Source organism: Pseudomonadota bacterium (assembly GCA_030859565.1).
GTDB lineage: Bacteria > Pseudomonadota > Gammaproteobacteria > JACCXJ01 > JACCXJ01 > USCg-Taylor.
Window position 1 is genome coordinate 1 of record JALZJW010000086.1, and the last position, 16,570, is coordinate 16,570.

At 58.0% G+C, this 16,570-nt stretch carries 23 protein-coding genes, 1 tRNA gene and 1 pseudogene; 15 read left to right on the forward strand and 10 right to left on the reverse strand.

The genetic code is table 11. The features are described 5' to 3' along the window. Positions 1–245 precede the first annotated feature (245 nt). Positions 246–824 carry a dihydrofolate reductase family protein gene (locus M3436_13080; protein ID MDQ3565024.1) on the forward strand — a complete coding sequence of 193 codons (579 nt, stop codon included), beginning with the start codon at positions 246–248 and terminating at the stop codon, positions 822–824. 156 nt (positions 825–980) lie between these two features. Continuing rightward, on the forward strand, positions 981–1,613 hold the full coding sequence (locus M3436_13085; GenBank protein ID MDQ3565025.1) for an MBL fold metallo-hydrolase: 633 nt from the start codon (positions 981–983) through the stop codon (positions 1,611–1,613). Positions 1,614–1,808: 195 nt separating this feature from the next. On the opposite strand, the gene M3436_13090 is transcribed toward M3436_13085, so the two are convergent. Continuing rightward, the gene (locus M3436_13090; protein ID MDQ3565026.1) at positions 1,809–1,991 is read right to left on the reverse strand and encodes a hypothetical protein; all 183 of its coding nucleotides are present in this window, start codon (positions 1,989–1,991) and stop codon (positions 1,809–1,811) included. Between M3436_13090 and M3436_13095 the strand changes: the two are divergent. From M3436_13095 to M3436_13120, 6 genes and pseudogenes are all read left to right on the forward strand, one after another. Then, positions 1,982–2,289 (forward strand): annotated as a pseudogene (locus M3436_13095) (type II toxin-antitoxin system MqsA family antitoxin). The gene M3436_13090 and the pseudogene M3436_13095 sit on opposite strands and share 10 nt — an antisense overlap. Positions 2,290–2,368: 79 nt before the next feature. Further along, positions 2,369–2,755: a hypothetical protein gene (locus tag M3436_13100; GenBank protein ID MDQ3565027.1), complete on the forward strand. Its 387-nt coding sequence runs from the start codon at positions 2,369–2,371 to the stop codon at positions 2,753–2,755. Positions 2,756–2,975: 220 nt separating this feature from the next. Next, entirely contained in the window at positions 2,976–3,197 is a 222-nt protein-coding gene (locus M3436_13105; protein MDQ3565028.1) for a hypothetical protein, read from the forward strand. Between the two features lie 306 nt (positions 3,198–3,503). Further along, a complete protein-coding gene (locus M3436_13110; protein MDQ3565029.1) occupies positions 3,504–3,653 on the forward strand; it encodes a hypothetical protein in 150 nt (49 codons plus the stop codon). A gap of 153 nt (positions 3,654–3,806) precedes the next feature. Next, positions 3,807–4,118 (forward strand): hypothetical protein, encoded by a 312-nt coding sequence (locus tag M3436_13115; GenBank protein MDQ3565030.1) that lies wholly within the window; start codon positions 3,807–3,809, stop codon positions 4,116–4,118. Positions 4,119–4,157: 39 nt separating this feature from the next. Continuing rightward, complete coding sequence (locus tag M3436_13120) at positions 4,158–4,352, forward strand: hypothetical protein (GenBank protein ID MDQ3565031.1); 195 nt, start codon at positions 4,158–4,160, stop codon at positions 4,350–4,352. A 17-nt stretch (positions 4,353–4,369) separates the two neighbouring features. Here the strand turns inward: M3436_13120 and M3436_13125 are convergent, their stop codons facing one another. Genes M3436_13125 through folB form a run of 4 tightly spaced genes read right to left on the reverse strand, consistent with a single transcriptional unit; the run spans position 4,370 to position 6,924 of the window. Beyond that, positions 4,370–5,545: an SAM-dependent methyltransferase gene (locus M3436_13125; protein MDQ3565032.1), complete on the reverse strand. Its 1,176-nt coding sequence runs from the start codon at positions 5,543–5,545 to the stop codon at positions 4,370–4,372. Position 5,546: 1 nt separating this feature from the next. Beyond that, on the reverse strand, positions 5,547–6,041 hold the full coding sequence (locus M3436_13130; GenBank protein ID MDQ3565033.1) for a hypothetical protein: 495 nt from the start codon (positions 6,039–6,041) through the stop codon (positions 5,547–5,549). Beyond that, complete coding sequence (gene folK / locus M3436_13135) at positions 6,038–6,565, reverse strand: 2-amino-4-hydroxy-6-hydroxymethyldihydropteridine diphosphokinase (GenBank protein ID MDQ3565034.1); 528 nt, start codon at positions 6,563–6,565, stop codon at positions 6,038–6,040. The genes M3436_13130 and folK overlap by 4 nt, the downstream gene beginning before the upstream one ends. After that, complete coding sequence (folB, locus tag M3436_13140) at positions 6,547–6,924, reverse strand: dihydroneopterin aldolase (protein ID MDQ3565035.1); 378 nt, start codon at positions 6,922–6,924, stop codon at positions 6,547–6,549. Before folB ends, folK begins: the two co-directional genes overlap by 19 nt. Positions 6,925–7,038: 114 nt before the next feature. On the opposite strand from folB, the gene plsY reads away from it, so the two are divergent. Beyond that, positions 7,039–7,650, forward strand: coding sequence for a glycerol-3-phosphate 1-O-acyltransferase PlsY (gene plsY, locus M3436_13145; GenBank protein MDQ3565036.1), 612 nt, complete (start codon positions 7,039–7,041; stop codon positions 7,648–7,650). A gap of 7 nt (positions 7,651–7,657) precedes the next feature. Here the strand turns inward: plsY and tsaD are convergent, their stop codons facing one another. Then, positions 7,658–8,668 (reverse strand): tRNA (adenosine(37)-N6)-threonylcarbamoyltransferase complex transferase subunit TsaD, encoded by a 1,011-nt coding sequence (gene tsaD, locus M3436_13150; GenBank protein MDQ3565037.1) that lies wholly within the window; start codon positions 8,666–8,668, stop codon positions 7,658–7,660. Between the two features lie 103 nt (positions 8,669–8,771). Between tsaD and rpsU the strand changes: the two genes are divergently transcribed. The 5 genes from rpsU to M3436_13175 all read left to right on the forward strand — a co-directional run bounded on the left by rpsU (position 8,772) and on the right by M3436_13175 (position 13,410). After that, complete coding sequence (gene rpsU, locus M3436_13155) at positions 8,772–9,056, forward strand: 30S ribosomal protein S21 (protein ID MDQ3565038.1); 285 nt, start codon at positions 8,772–8,774, stop codon at positions 9,054–9,056. Then, entirely contained in the window at positions 9,040–9,492 is a 453-nt protein-coding gene (locus tag M3436_13160) for a GatB/YqeY domain-containing protein (GenBank protein ID MDQ3565039.1), read from the forward strand. The genes rpsU and M3436_13160 overlap by 17 nt, the downstream gene beginning before the upstream one ends. An 81-nt stretch (positions 9,493–9,573) precedes the next feature. Further along, positions 9,574–11,331 (forward strand): DNA primase, encoded by a 1,758-nt coding sequence (gene dnaG, locus M3436_13165; protein ID MDQ3565040.1) that lies wholly within the window; start codon positions 9,574–9,576, stop codon positions 11,329–11,331. Between the two features lie 143 nt (positions 11,332–11,474). Further along, a complete protein-coding gene (gene rpoD, locus M3436_13170; GenBank protein MDQ3565041.1) occupies positions 11,475–13,319 on the forward strand; it encodes an RNA polymerase sigma factor RpoD in 1,845 nt (614 codons plus the stop codon). Between the two features lie 14 nt (positions 13,320–13,333). After that, positions 13,334–13,410: transfer RNA gene (locus M3436_13175), tRNA-Ile, on the forward strand. 158 nt (positions 13,411–13,568) lie between these two features. Here the strand turns inward: M3436_13175 and M3436_13180 are convergent. From M3436_13180 to M3436_13195, 4 genes are all read right to left on the reverse strand, one after another. After that, complete coding sequence (locus M3436_13180) at positions 13,569–13,784, reverse strand: hypothetical protein (GenBank protein ID MDQ3565042.1); 216 nt, start codon at positions 13,782–13,784, stop codon at positions 13,569–13,571. A 431-nt stretch (positions 13,785–14,215) separates the two neighbouring features. Continuing rightward, positions 14,216–14,566 (reverse strand): hypothetical protein, encoded by a 351-nt coding sequence (locus M3436_13185; protein MDQ3565043.1) that lies wholly within the window; start codon positions 14,564–14,566, stop codon positions 14,216–14,218. 289 nt (positions 14,567–14,855) lie between these two features. Next, positions 14,856–15,074 carry an AlpA family phage regulatory protein gene (locus M3436_13190; protein ID MDQ3565044.1) on the reverse strand — a complete coding sequence of 73 codons (219 nt, stop codon included), beginning with the start codon at positions 15,072–15,074 and terminating at the stop codon, positions 14,856–14,858. Positions 15,075–15,167: 93 nt separating this feature from the next. Next, positions 15,168–15,554, reverse strand: coding sequence for a hypothetical protein (locus M3436_13195; protein ID MDQ3565045.1), 387 nt, complete (start codon positions 15,552–15,554; stop codon positions 15,168–15,170). Between the two features lie 356 nt (positions 15,555–15,910). Here M3436_13195 and M3436_13200 point away from each other — a divergent pair, with 356 nt between their 5' ends. Next, the gene (locus M3436_13200; protein MDQ3565046.1) at positions 15,911–16,324 is read left to right on the forward strand and encodes a hypothetical protein; all 414 of its coding nucleotides are present in this window, start codon (positions 15,911–15,913) and stop codon (positions 16,322–16,324) included. The last annotated feature ends 246 nt before the right edge of the window (positions 16,325–16,570 follow it).

Consider the following 16,570-nt stretch of genomic DNA (forward strand, 5'->3'; position numbering starts at 1 on the left):
ATCCCTTGGTGTTTAGAGCGAGTAGGCTACTATGCATGAGGTGGAATGGCAGGCCTACGCTCTTCGTAGCGACAACAACACCGTCTCATAAACGGGTTTTTCGACAAACTCGTTGGGCGGCGACGCGCTTCACTCCCACTGTCGATTTCGTGGGGTCTCGTTCGACTACTGGTAGAGCCAGAGACGAGCTGGTCACAATCGATCGGTAGCCTGGACCTTCAAACACGATCGAAAGGACAACTGACATGAGAAAAATCATTGCAGCCCTGGTGGTGTCGGTGGACGGCTTCATCGAGGGACCCAACGGAGAGCTGGATTGGGTAGAAACCTGGGAAGATCCCTTTGATCTGCTCCCCCAGATCGACACCTGTATCCTCGGCCGCGGGATGTATGCGGGCTACGAGCAATACTGGCGTGCCATCTTGACCAACCCCGAGGGTATTCAGCCCTTCACGGGCAAGGTCGCTTCGAAGGACGAAATCGATTACGCGCGCTTCGCCGATAAAACGCCCCATATCGTCTTGTCCAAGACGTTAGACAAAGTCAATTGGAAGACGACGCGGATCGTTCGAGATGTTGCGGAGATCCGAAACCTGAAGCAGCAGCCTGGCAAGGACATGCATGCGGTCGGCGGCGCCACTTTGGTCTCCAGTCTGATGAACCTGGGCTTGATCGATGAGCTCCGGCTAGTCGTGCACCCCATTGTCTTGGGCGGAGGCAAGGCGCTGTTCAAAGACGTGAAGGAGCGACATGCGTTGAAGCTCCTCCGGGCCAAGACGTTGAAGTCGGGACAAGTCGTCTTGACTTACAGCACGCAATCTTAAACCTCTGACCCAAACCAACGGGCCTCTGGAAGGCGGCCCTAGAAAGATTGGCCAAAGTCGCGAAATCGCCCAACAAAACGCTCCAGCGGACGCGCCAAACGACGGCGCGCCGCTGAGCTAATCGTTGGGCGGCACACTACGTATAGGGACGGCATCATGAAGCAGATATTTCCTGACTTATGGCAGACAAACCCGGAGCATCCTTTTCCTAATCTGACCACGCATGGCTACCTGCTCGTGCGAAACGAGGGAAACGTGTTGTTCTATAGCTCCGGGCAGCCGAATGAACATCAGCATATCCAGGAACTTGGTGGGATCACTCATCAGTACTTGAGCCACAGGGATGAGGTAGGACCTCCACTGGTTCAGATCAGACAGATGTTCGGCTCCAAGCTGTGCTGTCACCGGCTTGAGGAAAAGGCCGTAAGTGAGACGTGTCCAGTGGATCTGATGTTTCAGCGACGAGAGATTCATCTCGGTGACATTGAGGTCATACCCACCCCTGGTCACACCGACGGAAGCACGTGCTTCCTCTTCAAGTCACCCCACGGAAAAACGTATCTTTTTACAGGAGATACAATTTTCCCAAGTAACAACTCGTGGGAAACATATGTGATGCCTGAGGCGGGTGGGAGTAAGTCTGACTTGATAGACAGCCTCAAGCTCCTCCGCCGCTTGGAGCCAGACGTTGTCATTTCCAGTGCATCGGTTGGCCATATTCCGTTCAAGGAGATGGCGCCCGGTGAGTGGCAAGAAGTGGTGGACCAGACGCTGGGCTCATTGTCGTGAACCCATGTCGGGCACTACACACTGCCGCCCAACAAAACGCTCCAGCCGACCCGCTGAATGCGGCGGCTGAGCTTGGCGTTGGGCACACACATAGATCGTTGCTAGAATTCATGAGTGCCGAAGCTGACCATTTCCTAGTTGCGCGACCTTATTCGCTCACTGAACTATGTGGTCTCTATTCATGCCGCCGAAGAGCTAGACGATGACAACCTCACGATCCTCGATCTCGAAAACATCATCCTCACGGGTGAAATCACCGACCGCCAGCGCGACCGCCAAACCCGCGAGGTCAAGTGTGTCATCCGCGGTTTCACGCTCGATGACCCTCGAAGCAGAAACCATTGTCAAAATCGGTTCCACCGGAAGGCTTGTCGTCATTACCGTATACCTCGCCTAGCGAACGTTGCGCCTCATGTGGGCAAGCTGGGGTTCAACTTCGTGAGGTCACCCGTAGTTTTGGTCAGGGTCCTAAACTTCTCGTGATAGCATCCCGATATGGTCATGTCCCCATTGCGGTGAGTCGTATTTCACGGCTCAAACCATGCACGAGATTGAGCGTATTAAGACACTTCGTAAGTCCGTAGCAGTCGCTCGCCATGTGCCGGTCGCTGTTTTCACAGGCAAAGTGCCCAACAAGGCGCTCCACCGGACGCGCCAAAAAGCGGCGCCCCGGTGAGCTTTTGTCGTTAGCCCAGCATCGTGTGGTTACGGGTAATTCAGACATCTCAATTGTCTACCGAAAGGAAACTTTTCCCATGGAACTCAGAATCCTGCTCAGCATCGCCGCGATCTACATGGCTCTCGTGGGCCTCGGCTTTATCTTTGCACCACAGGCCATCGGCATTGGCGCCGTCCCCACCGACGCCTCCGCCGCGCTGATTGCCTATCTGCGGCTTTTCGGCAGCCCCTTCCTAGGGATTGCGGTCCTTAACTGGATGGCGCGGAACGCGGAGCCGTCTACGGCGCGGAACGCCATCATCCTCGGCAACATTGTCGGATTTGGTGCTATAGCCGCCTTGGACGTGTGGGGATTATTCAGTGGCGCGCGGCAGTTGACAAAGGTGTTCGCTATCATTCATCTGCTTTTCGCCGTTGCCTTCATCTGGGTAGGGCGAATGAGCATGTCAGCCAAAGCAAGTTAGGCCATGCGGTTTCGCTGAAGGCTGGGTCCGCGAAGCGGTATTTGAATCAGCCTGCCTCGCCGGTGACCCGGCTCTATTGAAGCGCCTTGGCCCAACCAGGCGCTGCAGCCGACGCCGTGGATCGGCGTCGCCTCGCCAAGCCTTCTTGTACGGCGCGGCTGATCTTGTTTCGTTCGGCGTCAAATTGCCGTTCTCCCTAGCCCTGGAGTACCATTCTTACATGCAAGTCGCATCAGGCACTGTCATTGATGGCAAAGTGGTAGTCGAAGGTCTCTCTCTGCCTGAGGGAACTGTCGTCACTGTTCTAGCCCGGGGCGATGAAGCGGCTGTATGTCTATCGCCCCAAGAAGAATCGGACCTCCTCGAAGCCCTCGACGAGGCTGATCGGGAAGAAGGCATTTCAGCCGAAGAACTGTTCGCACGGCTTCGCCGTTTCGGCTGACTTTGGCTCTCATTGTTCGAATCAAGCCCCGCGCACAGCGGGAAATCGAACGAGCTGCAGAATGGTGGGCCGAGAACCGACTCGCCGCACGCGGAGCTGTTCGGCTGGTTGAGGAACCGGGAATAGGCACAAAGGTGGAGACCTCTCGTGCAGATGTGGTTCGAAGGTTGTACCTCAGCCGGATTCGGGATGGAGCGCAGCGTAATCCGGGATAATACGGCGCATGGTGAACTATCGGCGTGCGCGAATTCCCGCGCCTCAAAGCCGCGTGTGAGCGCAACCCATAACGCAGGAAGTATTCTCGCCATGAAGAAGCGTAACTATCGTGCTCAGAAAGTCAACGAGGTTCGGTGGGAAGCGATGAGCCAGCGTGTCGAGGGCAAAGCGCTGGTATTCGCGGTGGATGTCGCCAAGGTCGAGCAGTATGGGGTCTTGATGGACGGCACTCCGTCATAGACCTCACAGGCATCGTGTACGCGCTTCCGCCGAATGAATGAGAGGTGATAAGGTTCACCGATGCCGGGTTTAGGCAGGCTGTCAAAGTCTGGGCTTCTACGCACGCCTTTTTAGCAACCGTCAACACATGGTGATGAAATGACGAACCGATCCATGCTCGCGCTCCTGCTGCTTGGCAGCATCGGGGTCCTTTTCCCTGCTCTTGCTGATGATCGCAACGGCGGCGATGCAAAGAGGCGATGGTGGCGTGGCGAATGGAAGGAGGAGTTCTGGGACGGTCCCTGTGAAGTAAAGCTCGAATCAAAGCGGGGGGAGTTCAAGAGAGAAGTAAAGTGCAAGGATGGCGTGGGTGCAAGCTGGCATGGCGAATGGAAGAAGGAGTTCTGGGACGGACCATGCAAAGTGAAGCTGGAGGCAAAGCGTGATGAGTTCAAGGAGGAGGTCAAGTGCGAAGGCGATCATTGAGCCATTGCCCGCCCTATTTGGGAGTACTGACGCGGCAAGATGAGCGCCGGACGAACCATGCCGACCGGACGCCGGGCAACGGCGCAAACACATCGTTTTGGTGCCTTCGTCGCTCCCGACCCGCAAGTCATCGCCTACACGAATCACGGCGGAGAGGGATCGGGCGAGGTCGGCGTCGTCCTGCGGAAACGCGAGTTTCATGGATCGGGGAAAGACGATAGGTCAAGGGATTGAGCTATGCGGCGCTGGCTCTACAAACGATACCGCTGATCGTAGGTCTTGAATCCTGTAAGCGGTCCATCCCATGCCCTTCCTACGGCCATCACCTTGAACCGTTCTCCCATCTCCGCGGGCAGGGTGAGTTGTTTCGCCTCCTGGATATGTTTCAAGTATCTCTGCGGGTCGGCCGCTTGCAGCGACTTAAGCGCTTTTTCAAGACCACAACCGCTCAGGAAATGGGCCTGAGTCGTGTAGCCCAAAACCGCGAGCCCGCAAGTTTCCGCGGATTCAGCTAGGGCCGTGAAATCGACAAAGCTACTGATATCCTGGAGTCCGGTGAGCATCAGCGGATCGGCGTGGACCCGATGGCGGTGGTGGCAGATCAGCGTGCCCTCGCGGCGTTCGGGCAGGTAGTACTCGCGGCGCGTGTAACCATAATCGATGCATAGAAATATTCCACGGCTTAGAGATTCCGTCACTGTCCCTAACCACGGCGCTAAGGCGAGATTGACCTCGGAGACATAGCCCTCCGGGAGCGGGGAGCCCAATGCGCTTTGGATCGCCTCGATCTGTGCTCGTAGGCGCGGCTCGGCGGAGACCTCCTCGCCCCACGTGAAGCTATCGCCCTGCCACCTCACACGTTGTTCGTAAACATTCCCGCCAGCGATGCGAAAGCGGTGCACGGGCAGCGCGTCGAGCACCTCGTTCGCGATCATGATCCCGCGCCAAGGCCGGCTGGGCGGCCGCTCTAGCCATGCGACCCTTGAGGCCAAATGCGGCACGGCGCTTTCTATCCATTCCTGTTGGCGCGCGCGCAGATCCGCGCTGATCTCAAGGATAAAGTAAGCTTCCGGCAAGCTACCCCGGCGTTCGAGCTCGGTCAAGATCTCGACGGCGAGCCGGCCGCTGCCTGCGCCGAGTTCGCAGATGGCGCCGCCGCCGAGCCGCGCGAGGACCTCGCGGCATGGCCGCGCGAGGCAACGCCCGAACAGTGGGGAAAGTTCCGGGGCGGTGACGAAATCGCCGCTCGAGCCGAGTTTCACACTCCCGGCGCTGTAGTACCCGAGACCGGGGGCGTAGAGCGCGAGTTCCATAAAGCGCGCGAAGCTCATGCTCCCGCCGGATACGGCCAATTCTTCTTGTATCGCCTCGATCAGCCGCGCGCTGTGGGCCGCGGCCTCGGGGCTAGGCGATAGGTATTGACTCAAGCTATTCGTAGTGACGCTGAAAATCCGGCAATTCGCCATCCAGGAACCAGCGCTTCGGGGCTGCGTCATACCACCATTTCTGGACATCGCGAAGCGTGGCGACCTGGCCCACATCCTGGTCATAATAGCGGAAAAGGACCGTCACGGTGGCCTCGGTCTGAGTTGCGTTCAGGGTCTGATTGACGATCTCGTAGGAGGCGACCCGGATAGCCTGAAGGGGTTCCGTGTTGATCGGGGGGTAGGGGCCGGTACGGGAAACACGATACAACGCCGCCGCGTCGTAATCGCCCCAGCGCAACGCGCTTTCGTAGGTGGCGACGCTCAACTCCAGGTTATCCAAGCGCTCGCGGGTTTCCATCCCCGCGCACGCGGCCGCCACCAAGGCGACGATGAGCGCTGCCGCATGACGCCCCGTGAAGGTTCTTGCCGACGCTTGTATTTTTTTCTGCATAGCGCTGCCCTCGGTAATGGAATCGCCAAGACATAGGATGTTCACGCGCGCGGCTCCGAAGCGCTTGCAGACGGTCCCAGGAGGTCTTCATAGGGAACCGGCGCAAGCGCTTGTCCACTCTTATCAAACTCCGCCCAAAGCTCCCGGATCCGCCGGCCCTCGAGCGGGTGCATGACCTCGCCCGCAATGTCCGCCAAGGGCCGCAACACGAAGGCATAACGTGTGATGTCCTTACGCGGCAGGTGCAAGCCATTGTCTCGAATCACGAGATCATCATAAAGCAAGATGTCGAGGTCGAGCGGCCGGGGCGCATAGCGCGGCGTATCGGGTGTGCGGCCATGCTGAGACTCGATCGCGGCTAGGCGCGTCCGCAGTCCGTGGGGATCTAAATCGGTACTGAGGCCCACGACAACATTATAGAAATGATCTCCGGGAAAGCCGATGGCGGCGCTCTCGTAGACGGGCGACAGCATCAATTCTCCGAACTGGCCGCGCAGTGATGCGATAGCGCTGCGAATGTTGTCCCGGCGCCTCACATTGCTGCCTATGCTTACATAGACCCGTGCCAAGCTTCCTCCCGGCGGCCGCGTTCGATGATGACCCCGACGTCGCGCACACCGCGCACGGCGCCTTGCTTGTTCAGCCGTAAGCGGAGCCAGGGAATATCGAACTCCTTGAGGATGAGCTCGGCGACAGCCTCGGCAAGCGACTCAACCAACTGGTAGCGGCTGTCTGTGACGAAGGCCATCACCCGTTTGGCGACCTCTTTATAGTTCAGCGTGTCGGCCACCGAATCGGTGAGCGCCGCTGTGCGGATATCGCTGCCGAGCTCGAGGTCGAAGATGACCACTTGCTTGAGCTGCCGCTCCCAGGCATAGACCCCGATCACGGCTTCGATGCGCAGATTGTTTATGTAAATGATATCCATACGCCGTTCAATGGCGCCTGGCCACGGCTTTCACATTACTTTTCCGGTCCGATGATAGAACACTAGACCCGATGCTTGCTTGACCTGTCAAGGCCAAGCAACTCCAATAGCACCATGCTGCTCGAGCTCGCCCTGATTGTCTTCAGTTATCTTTTGGGATCGATTTCCTCGGCCATCGTCGTCTGCTGGGCGGGCGGATTCCCCGATCCGCGCGCGCAAGGCTCGGGCAACCCAGGCGCGACCAACGTCTTGAGGCTTGCCGGCAAGCCGGCGGCCGTCATTACCTTGGCGGGGGATCTGTTCAAGGGTTTGTTGCCACTGGTCATCGGGCGCGTGCTGGGCGTGTCCGATCTGGGTCTCGCCTTGATGGGCCTCGCGACGTTCTCGGGCCATCTGTACCCGTTATTCTTTGGCTTCCACGGGGGCAAGGGGGTCGCGACCTTCATCGGCGTGCTCTATGGCCTCGCTTGGCCGGTCGGGATCGGCTTCATGTTGGTATGGCTGGCCTTAGCGGGCCTATTTCGCTATTCGTCCCTGGCCGCCTTGGGGGCAGCCGCATGCGCGCCGTTCATGGTTTTTCTGCTTGACGGCACCTGGATTCATGTCGCGGTCGTCGTGTTGATGGTGGCGCTGATCTTCTGGCGGCACCGGGGAAACCTGCGCAAGTTGCTCGCGGGGACCGAATCGAAAATCGGTGCCGAAAAGTCGGCCGCACGGGCGGAATAGCGCGGATTTAAATGGGAGGCAGTTCGGCGAGCGGCCATCGCGGCCGGACCGGGAACTCGAGGCCGTCGCGGTGCCCGGCGCGAAGGCGCACCCATCCCGCATAGGCAATCATCGCGCCGTTGTCGGTGCAGAACTCGGGCCGTGGATAGTAGACCTGAATCCCCTCGCCGCTAAGCTCGCGCAAGCGAGCGCGCAAGGCACGGTTGGCGCTCACGCCGCCCGCTGCCACGAGCCGCCGGTAGCCGGTCGCCTTGAGCGCGCGCCGGCACTTAATCACCAGCGTGTCGACCACCGCATCAGCGAAAGCGCGCGCGATATCCGCACGCGTCTTTTGATCGTCGCGTGTCGTCCGCAGGGTTTGGAGCGTAAAAGTCTTCAAGCCGCTGAAACTAAAGTTCAGGCCGGGCCGGTTGGTCATGGGACGTGGAAACACGAAGCGGCCCGCTTCGCCCTGCTCCGCAAGACGCTCGAGCGCGGGACCGCCCGGGTAACCGAGGCCGAGCAGCTTCGCCGTCTTGTCGAAGGCCTCGCCCGCGGCATCGTCCACGGACTCGCCGAGGATGCGATAACTCCCGACCCGCGCCACGTCCACAAGCTGGGTGTGCCCGCCGGAGACTAGGAGCGCGAGCAAGGGCGGCTCGGGCGGGGTGGGCTCCAACATCGGGGCGAGCAGATGGCCTTCCATATGATGGACCCCTAAGCATGGGATCCCGAGCGACCAGGCCAGGCTGCGCGCCACGGCGGCCCCGGCGAGAAGCGCGCCAATGAGGCCCGGCCCCGCGGTATAGCTGACACCGGCGAGATCCCGCGCCTCACAGCCCGCCTCGCAGAGTGCCGATCGGATCAACGGGATAAGGTGGCGAACATGATCGCGCGAGGCCAGCTCGGGCACCACGCCCCCATAGTTGGCATGAAGGGGGGCCTGGGTGCGCAACACATGCGCCAATAGCCCGCGCTCGGAATCGTAGATCGCGATCCCGGTCTCGTCACACGAGGTTTCTATTCCCAGCACGCGCATGGACTGTTTTTTCGTTACGGTACGTACTTTGCCAACGGAACGGAGTCGATTACACTATGCCGCTTTTGCAATAAACCAATTCTTAACAAGGATCCGATTCTCAATGCCGTCAGTAAGAGTGAGAGACAACGAACCCTTCGACATCGCCTTGCGGCGCTTCAAGCGCGCCTGTGAAAAGGCCGGCGTCCTGGCCGAGGTGCACCGGCGCGAATTTTACGAGAAACCGACCCAGGTGCGGAAGCGTAAGGCGGCCGCGGCCGTAAAGCGCTGGCAAAAGAAACTCGCCCGCACCCAAGCCCGCCTTACACCCTCCGCATTCGGGCAGCGGGGCAAACCCGTCGTCCGGCGTTTCCATCGAGGCTCATACGCGGATGCCGCTCGCGCTTAAACAGCGCGTTGAGGACGATGTCAAATCCTCCCTCCGCGGGGGCGATAAGAAGCGCGTCGCGGCACTACGTTTTGTCCTGGCGGCGATTAAGCAACGCGAAGTGGACGAACGTATTATCCTCGATGACGCGGAGACACTGAAGGTTATCGATAGGTTGGCCAAGCAACGCCGGGAATCGATTGCAGCCTATCAAAGCGCCGGCCGTGATGATCTGGTCGCAAAAGAGACTTACGAGTATCAACTCATTCAAGGATTCATGCCGGAGCTTTTAGGCCAGGAGGAGCTACAGGGCTTGATGGCAAAGGCCATTGCCGAGGCCGGAGCAAGCTCCGTCCGCGATCTCGGTAAAGTCCTCGCTTGGCTAAAACCGCGTGTGCAGGGCCGCGCGGACATGGCACAGGTTAGCCAGGCGCTTAAACACCGCTTGGGCGGCTGAACCCGAGCGGCCCGAACCGTTACCGCGACAAACTGGCATTGTGGCTTGCCGCGTCTATACTCGAAAGAGTAAGGCATAGGCATGACCCGCCGCATTTCACAGCCGGTCATCGACGAGCTGTTGTCCAAGACGGACGTCGTCGAGGTGATCGAAGAATTCCTCAGCTTGCGCAAGGCCGGGCGCAATTATACGGCGCTTTGCCCCTTCCACAACGAGAAAACCCCCTCGTTCAGCGTCAACCGCGAGAAACAGTTTTATTATTGTTTCGGGTGTGGCGCGGGTGGTTCCGCCATCAACTTTTTAATGAATTATCTACGGCTGAGCTTCGTCGAGGCGGTCTCGCGGCTCGCCGATCGCGCCGGCATGCCGCTCCCCAGCACCGATCCCGGCACGCCCCGAGCCCCAAGCGCCGACCTGTACGATATCTTGGCGCAGGCAGCCAAGCACTACGCGGCGCAGTTGCGCCAACGGCCCGCCGCAAACCGGGCCGTCGCCTACCTCAAGCAGCGGGGATTAACCGGCCGTGTCGCCGCCGATTTCGATCTGGGTTATGCCCCACCGGATTGGGATCAACTGCAGCGGGCCTTGGGAACTTCCCCGCAAGCCCTGCGTACGCTTAGCCTGGCGGGGCTTGTGATCGCGAAACCGGAAGGTCGCTATTACGACCGTTTTCGCGACCGGATCATGTTCCCGATCCGAGACGCGCGAGGCAGGATGGTCGGGTTTGGTGGACGTGGCCTGGACGGCGGGGAGCCCAAGTACCTCAACTCGCCCGAGACTCCCGTTTTCCACAAAGGGGCCGAGCTGTACGGATTGCACCGGGCCTTAAAAGTCGGTGCGGATCCGCAGCGCCTTGTGGTCGTCGAAGGTTATATGGACGTGATCGCCCTGGCGCAGTTCGGGATCAACCATGCGGTCGCGACCCTTGGCACCGCCCTAACCCGAGATCACGTCACCCGCTTGTTTCGCGCGGTTCCCGAGGTCATTCTATGCTTCGATGGCGATGAGGCCGGAGAGCGCGCCGCTTGGCGCTCACTTAACGTGATCCTGCCGCAGATGAAGGATGGGCGAACGGTGGGTTTTCTTTTTTTGCCGGCCGGGGAGGATCCCGACAGTTGGGTGCGTAAGGCGGGCGCCACACTATTCGAAACCACTGACAAGGTGACAGCACTCTCGGAATTCCTCTTCGCAAGCCTATTAAAAAGGGTCAACCTGAATACGCCTGAAGGTAACGCCCGGCTGGTCGCGCTGGCAAACCCATACATAAACCTGCTGCCGACCGGCGCATTACAACAGCTTATGCGACGCCGCTTAGGGGAACTTTCAACGCTGGATGCGGACGAATTAGCGGCTCTGGCGCGAACGGCGCGTCCGGCCGAAAAAGTCGTCGTCCCCACTCGCCGCCCAGCGCCATCCGTAATTCAATCTGCGATCACAATCATGCTGCGGCGGCCGGAACTAGCCATGCGGGTCGATCTGACGCAGGATCTCACGCCGGTGGAACTTCCCCACATCGGGATATTTTTGGAGTTGGTTCGTTTAATCCAAGATCATCCCGGAATCCATTGCGGCGCCCTTCTTGAGCGGTGGCGCGGCGCCGAGGAAAGCAGTTTTTTGAATCGGCTGGCGGCCGAGGACCCGCTGGTATCCGACGAGGCCCTCGAAGCGAATTTCGCGTGGTACATGAAACGCTTACAGGCTCTTGCCACCAAGCAACGGGTGCGGTTGCTGACATCCAATCCGGGCGCGCTTACGCCGCAAGCAAAATCGGAACTGCGCGCATCGCTCGCCATAAACAGCAAAGCAGCGACGAGCGCTAGCGATACCATTAACGAGTGAGATAAAATAGGCGTTTTTGCACCGAATTAACGGTAATTCTGATCATAGCGTCCTGGCAGATTGACAATTGCTTTACTATACTTTCAATTAATCTTTTAACGCATTGAACAGTTTATACTTTAACTATGGATACTCCCGAAGATATTGACTCCGGCGACGAACGCTCGCAGATTAAACAACTCATCGCAAAAGGGAAGGAGCAAGGATTTCTGACCTATCATGAGGTCAATGACCACCTCCCGGAGGGCATCGTCGATCCCGAGCAAATCGAGGACATCATCGGGATGATCACGGACATGGGAATCGAGGTCCATGAAACGGCGCCCGATATCGAATCCCTGCTGTTAGCAGATACAGTGATCGCCGCCGATGAGGATGTCGCGGAAGACGCCGCGGCCGCCTTTGTGCCTGTCGACGACGAGTTTGGCCGCACCACCGATCCGGTTCGCATGTATATGCGCGAGATGGGCACGGTTGATCTGCTCACGCGCGAGGGTGAGATCGCGATCGCAAAGCGCATCGAAGAAGGGCTCAATCAAGCACTCTCGGCGCTCGCTGACTTCCCTTACATCATCGAAAGACTACTGACTGAATACGGCCAGGTAGAGGCCGGCGAGTCGAAACTAAGCGACCTGCTCTACCGTTTCTCTTCCGGAGAGGAGCTAAAGGCCGGCGAATTGAAGCCACCGATCGCACCGGCGAACGTTCGCCCGTTAAAAGACGAGGATGAGGAGGCCGAGGAACGAGAACAAGACGACGAGGCGGACCCATTGAGTTTCGCTTTGAATCCCGAGGAGGTCAAAGAGAGGTTTGTCGCCCTTAAAAAAATGCACCAAAAGATCCTCAGCGCGGTAAAGAGACACGGGCGCAATGATCCCAAGACCAAAAGGCTGCGAGACGGCCTTTGCGCGTACATCCTCGAGTTTCGATTTGTACCTAAGCTTGTCGATAAGCTCACGAGCGAAGTTCGGCAAATCGTCGAGAATATCCGCGGGCTGGAACGGGAAATCATGGAGATTTGCACGCAGCGTGCGAATATGCCACGCAAAGACGCAATCAGCGCGTTGCAGAACAACGAGACCAATCTCCAATGGACGAAGTCCTTAGGGCGTTCGCGTAAACCGTGGGCGGCCGCCATCAGGGCACACGATGATGAAATCGTCCAGGCGCAAAAGAAGCTCGCTGCGATTGAAAGAAACACAGGACTGACGATTGTTGAAATTAAGGACATAAACCGCCGTATGTCGATTGGGGAGGCAAAAGCACGTCGTGCGAAGAAGGAGATGGTTGAGGCAAACCTGCGGCTGGTCATCTCGATTGCGAAGAAGTACACCAATCGCGGGTTGTTGTTCCTGGATCTGATTCAGGAAGGGAACATCGGTCTGATGAAGGCGGTGGATAAATTCGAATACCGCCGGGGTTACAAATTTTCCACATACGCCACTTGGTGGATACGGCAAGCAATTACTCGCTCGATCGCCGACCAGGCCAGAACGATTCGAATTCCCGTGCATATGATTGAAACGATCAACAAGCTCAACCGCATCTCGCGCCAAATCGTCCAGGAAATGGGCCGGGAGCCGACCCCCGAAGAGCTCGCCAAGCGCATGGAAATGCCCGAGGAAAAGATCCGCAAGGTATTAAAAATCGCTAAGGAACCGATCTCTATGGAAACCCCCATCGGTGACGACGAAGACTCGCATTTAGGGGATTTCATTGAAGACCAAAACACCCTGATGCCGGTGGACCTCGCTACCTTCGAGGGCCTGTGCCGGACGACGCGGGACGTATTAGCAGGATTAACTCCGCGTGAAACCAAGGTATTACAGATGCGCTTCGGAATCGACATGAACACCGATCACACCCTAGAAGAAGTAGGTAAGCAATTTGACGTCACACGGGAACGGATTAGACAAATTGAAGCCAAAGCGTTGCGGAAACTGCGCCATCCTTCCCGTTCGGAACAACTGCGTACCTTCCTCGATTAACGGTTGATGGCCGCGGGCCTGTAGCTCAGTCGGTTAGAGCAGGGGACTCATAATCCCTTGGTCGTAGGTTCGAGTCCTACCGGGCCCACCATAAAATCAATAGCTTATAGAAACTGCCTCACTCGGAAAACTCCCTGGGGTACCGCCTGGGGTACCAGAAGCTAAAAAGGGAAAGGGCGCCGCAGCAGGGAAGCACAAAAACTGTGTCGATCGCGAACCATTTCATAACCGCTTCTCCGTTGTTTCGTGTTACCCGGTATCGCGGTCCAAGTGCACGTTAAGCCACTCGATCAAGCCTGCCCGCGTTGCACGGATCTCCACAAAAGAAACCCCGTAGACCGGATCGCTGATCTCGAACTCTCTCGCCAGAAGGCGCGCGTGTTTCTCGGCTGCGCGTTTACTCCCGTGCCAGGAGACCATCGTGCCTTCTGCTGCTTCCTGGAAATCGAGGCGATATAATTTCATGGTCCATTTCTCCGTCAATGTTAAAAAGGAAAAGGCGCCGTAGCCAGGGAAGCACAAAAACTCGTATTGCTACCCATTTGCTGCCTGGAATTTCGTTTAAAGACCGCGCGCACCCGGCGGGGATCTCCGCAACGGCCGCGCCTTGGTAATGCCTTGCCGCAGGTCCCGGACCATGGAACGGACTTCGCGCACCGTAAGCCCTTCGGCTTCGGCTTTGTCTAACGCATACATCTCCCCGTTGCTCGTCGGCGCAGTGGTCGGGCCGCTTTGGTGGGATGCACAGCCGCCGCTAGCTGCGCTCTGTATGCCTCCGCCAAATCCGATTGTTCAATCTATCTTTCCTTTTTGTTTATTCATGTTGCATTCCTGTTGGGTTAGTTCGCCTGCATTCTCTGCGACCGCTGGCGAGGTTACGGAAAGAGCCTAGAGGCTTACTTTGCCGAGCGCAGGAAGCCATTGAGCGTCGCGCCAGTGCCGACAAACCCGAGGGTGTTGAGCCAAGCCGCGATCGCGCTCGGCTTCTCGCCGGCCTTTATACGCGCCCGGATCTCGACCTGGCGCGCCTCGAAGATCTCACGGTTCTTTTCCTGCACGGGATCGAGCTTGCGTCGCTTGCGCCGTGACGGTGCTGGCGCGTGATGGGTTACATCACCGTCTAGCAGCGCCTTTATCCGTTCGGCGTGTTTCGGCGTTACCCACACGTGAACCAGGACATTGCCCAGCCCCCTGAGCTTCGCCCGTCTGTTTGCCTGCCTCTCGGCCGCCGATAGCGCCATGGTCATGCCCCCGTGCATCCGTAACTTGTCACAGCATAGCCTACCGACGGTGACTTGTCACGCGAGTTAAGCGGCCGACGCGGGGCTCTCTTGGTTAATCAACCTCCAAACCCCGCGCCGAGAACCGTTGGCTAGGGTTGCTCCGCGTGAACCCAAAAGAATAAGCGCCGATCGCCGATACCGTTCCCGCCGGGTGTGGGGCGAATACAAGACTCGAAAGGGGAATAAGCCCTTCTCTGTCCTAAGGAGTTCCAACCGCCCGGCGCGACTTCCACCACTTTGCCGCTCCCTGATTTCAAGCCTTCTCGACGAACTCACGAATGTCCTCTATCCGCCAAACAGTTGTGCGCGGACCGAGCTTTATCGGCTTCGGGTAGATGCCATCTTGGACTCCCTTCCACCACGCAGACTTGCTAATCGGAAAAATAGGATGTATCGGCGGATCGGCTTTTGGATTCCCGATTATCTGCCGCAACCTAAGAAATCCGATTTCCGGTATTTGATGTTGATTCATTTTCAGACTTTTCTCTGACTTGGGTAACCCGCCCCCGAAGGGGCGGGGTGGTAGTTTAATCCAAGACTCAAGATTCGCGGCTGCCGGCGCTTGTTACCCAGTCGCCCTCTTTTCCGCATGCGTACAACTTCCTGGCTTGGCTAGTACGCGGATGTATTTAAGAGTACCGTGCGCCCACAACCCAACCGCCTTCAGGCACGAGTCAGGTCCACGGCCACTTATCCACTCCTTCGGGACCACGCGGCCGTTTAGGTGGCCGTTTAGGGTGAGCCACGAGATTGCTTCTTGCCACTCGACATCCTTCCAGGTGGAGCGCGCCCCTTTCTGGTCCGATTTTCGTTCGATCCCCCAGGAACCCTTCCGTGTCAAAATAAGCCGCTCATGCTCCCCGGCGGCCAGGCTGCGGCCGGCCATCTCGCGGCCCTCGGCCCATTCGTACCATTCCAGGTCCGTCCATTTCAAGTTCGTTTTTGTCGTCATGTTGTGCCTCCACGCTCTTTTCAGAATTGTTGACGGCCATCAGATAATGGCGCCGGGCGTTTAGCAGCCGCACAGAGACGGCGCAACCGTATTTCCCTTTCGGGTCTTGCATTCCGGTCGCACGCCCGGCAATAACTTGAGGCACAAAAAAACCGCGAGTCTGACGGGTGCGGTGACCGCTCTGTGTGGCGCTGCTAAACGCCTAGATTAAGCATAGTTGGTCCGCATTGGATTGTCTAGGACTCATCGAGTCGGCGGAGAATTTGGCACCCATGGGTCCCACATCTCGAAGCGGCCAGGAGGGGTATGAATACCAATCTAGGGTTATTTGTGTTACGATTCACGCATAACGCTATTTGGAGATCAGTCTGATGGGAAGAAAATCTATCGCCGACAAGCCAATGACAGGAGCCCAACGAGCCCAGCGGTATCGGGATAAGGCCGGTTATAAGTATCGCGGGGTTGACCTGAAGAAAGTAATTCGCCGCTGCAGGTACCTGGAACGGCGGATTCGTACTTTGGCAAAGGTGTACAATGCCTCGAAGACTTTTTGTGAGTACGAAGCCATGCGCAGGGAGGTCGCAAGCAAGCGCCAACGGGAAGTGGATCGGATGGAGGCATGGTTTAAAGCATCAATGACGCAGCATCATAATCATCAGGGTGAGGAAGGGTTCATGATCGATGCCCCGACGATGAAAATGATTCGGCAGCTATGTCATCCCGACAAGCACAACGGCTCACAAGGTTCAACGAATACGACGCGTTGCTGAACTCGCTCGTTAAGCGTGACGATCTTTTCCCCGGTAGTGCTACGAGCGCTCGCGCTTAGCCTTGGAGCGTTGTTGCTGGATCAAGTCGGGCCGCTTCAGTTTTGGCCCTGGAAATCTCGCGGCCAATACTTCGCGGCGTACGCCTCGGGGCCGATGTTCTTAAGCTCCTCGAAACAACTGGGCGCCAGAACTTCAAAGTCGGCAAGATCGGCCGGTGGGATTTCCTCGCGCTCGGCGACGCCATCA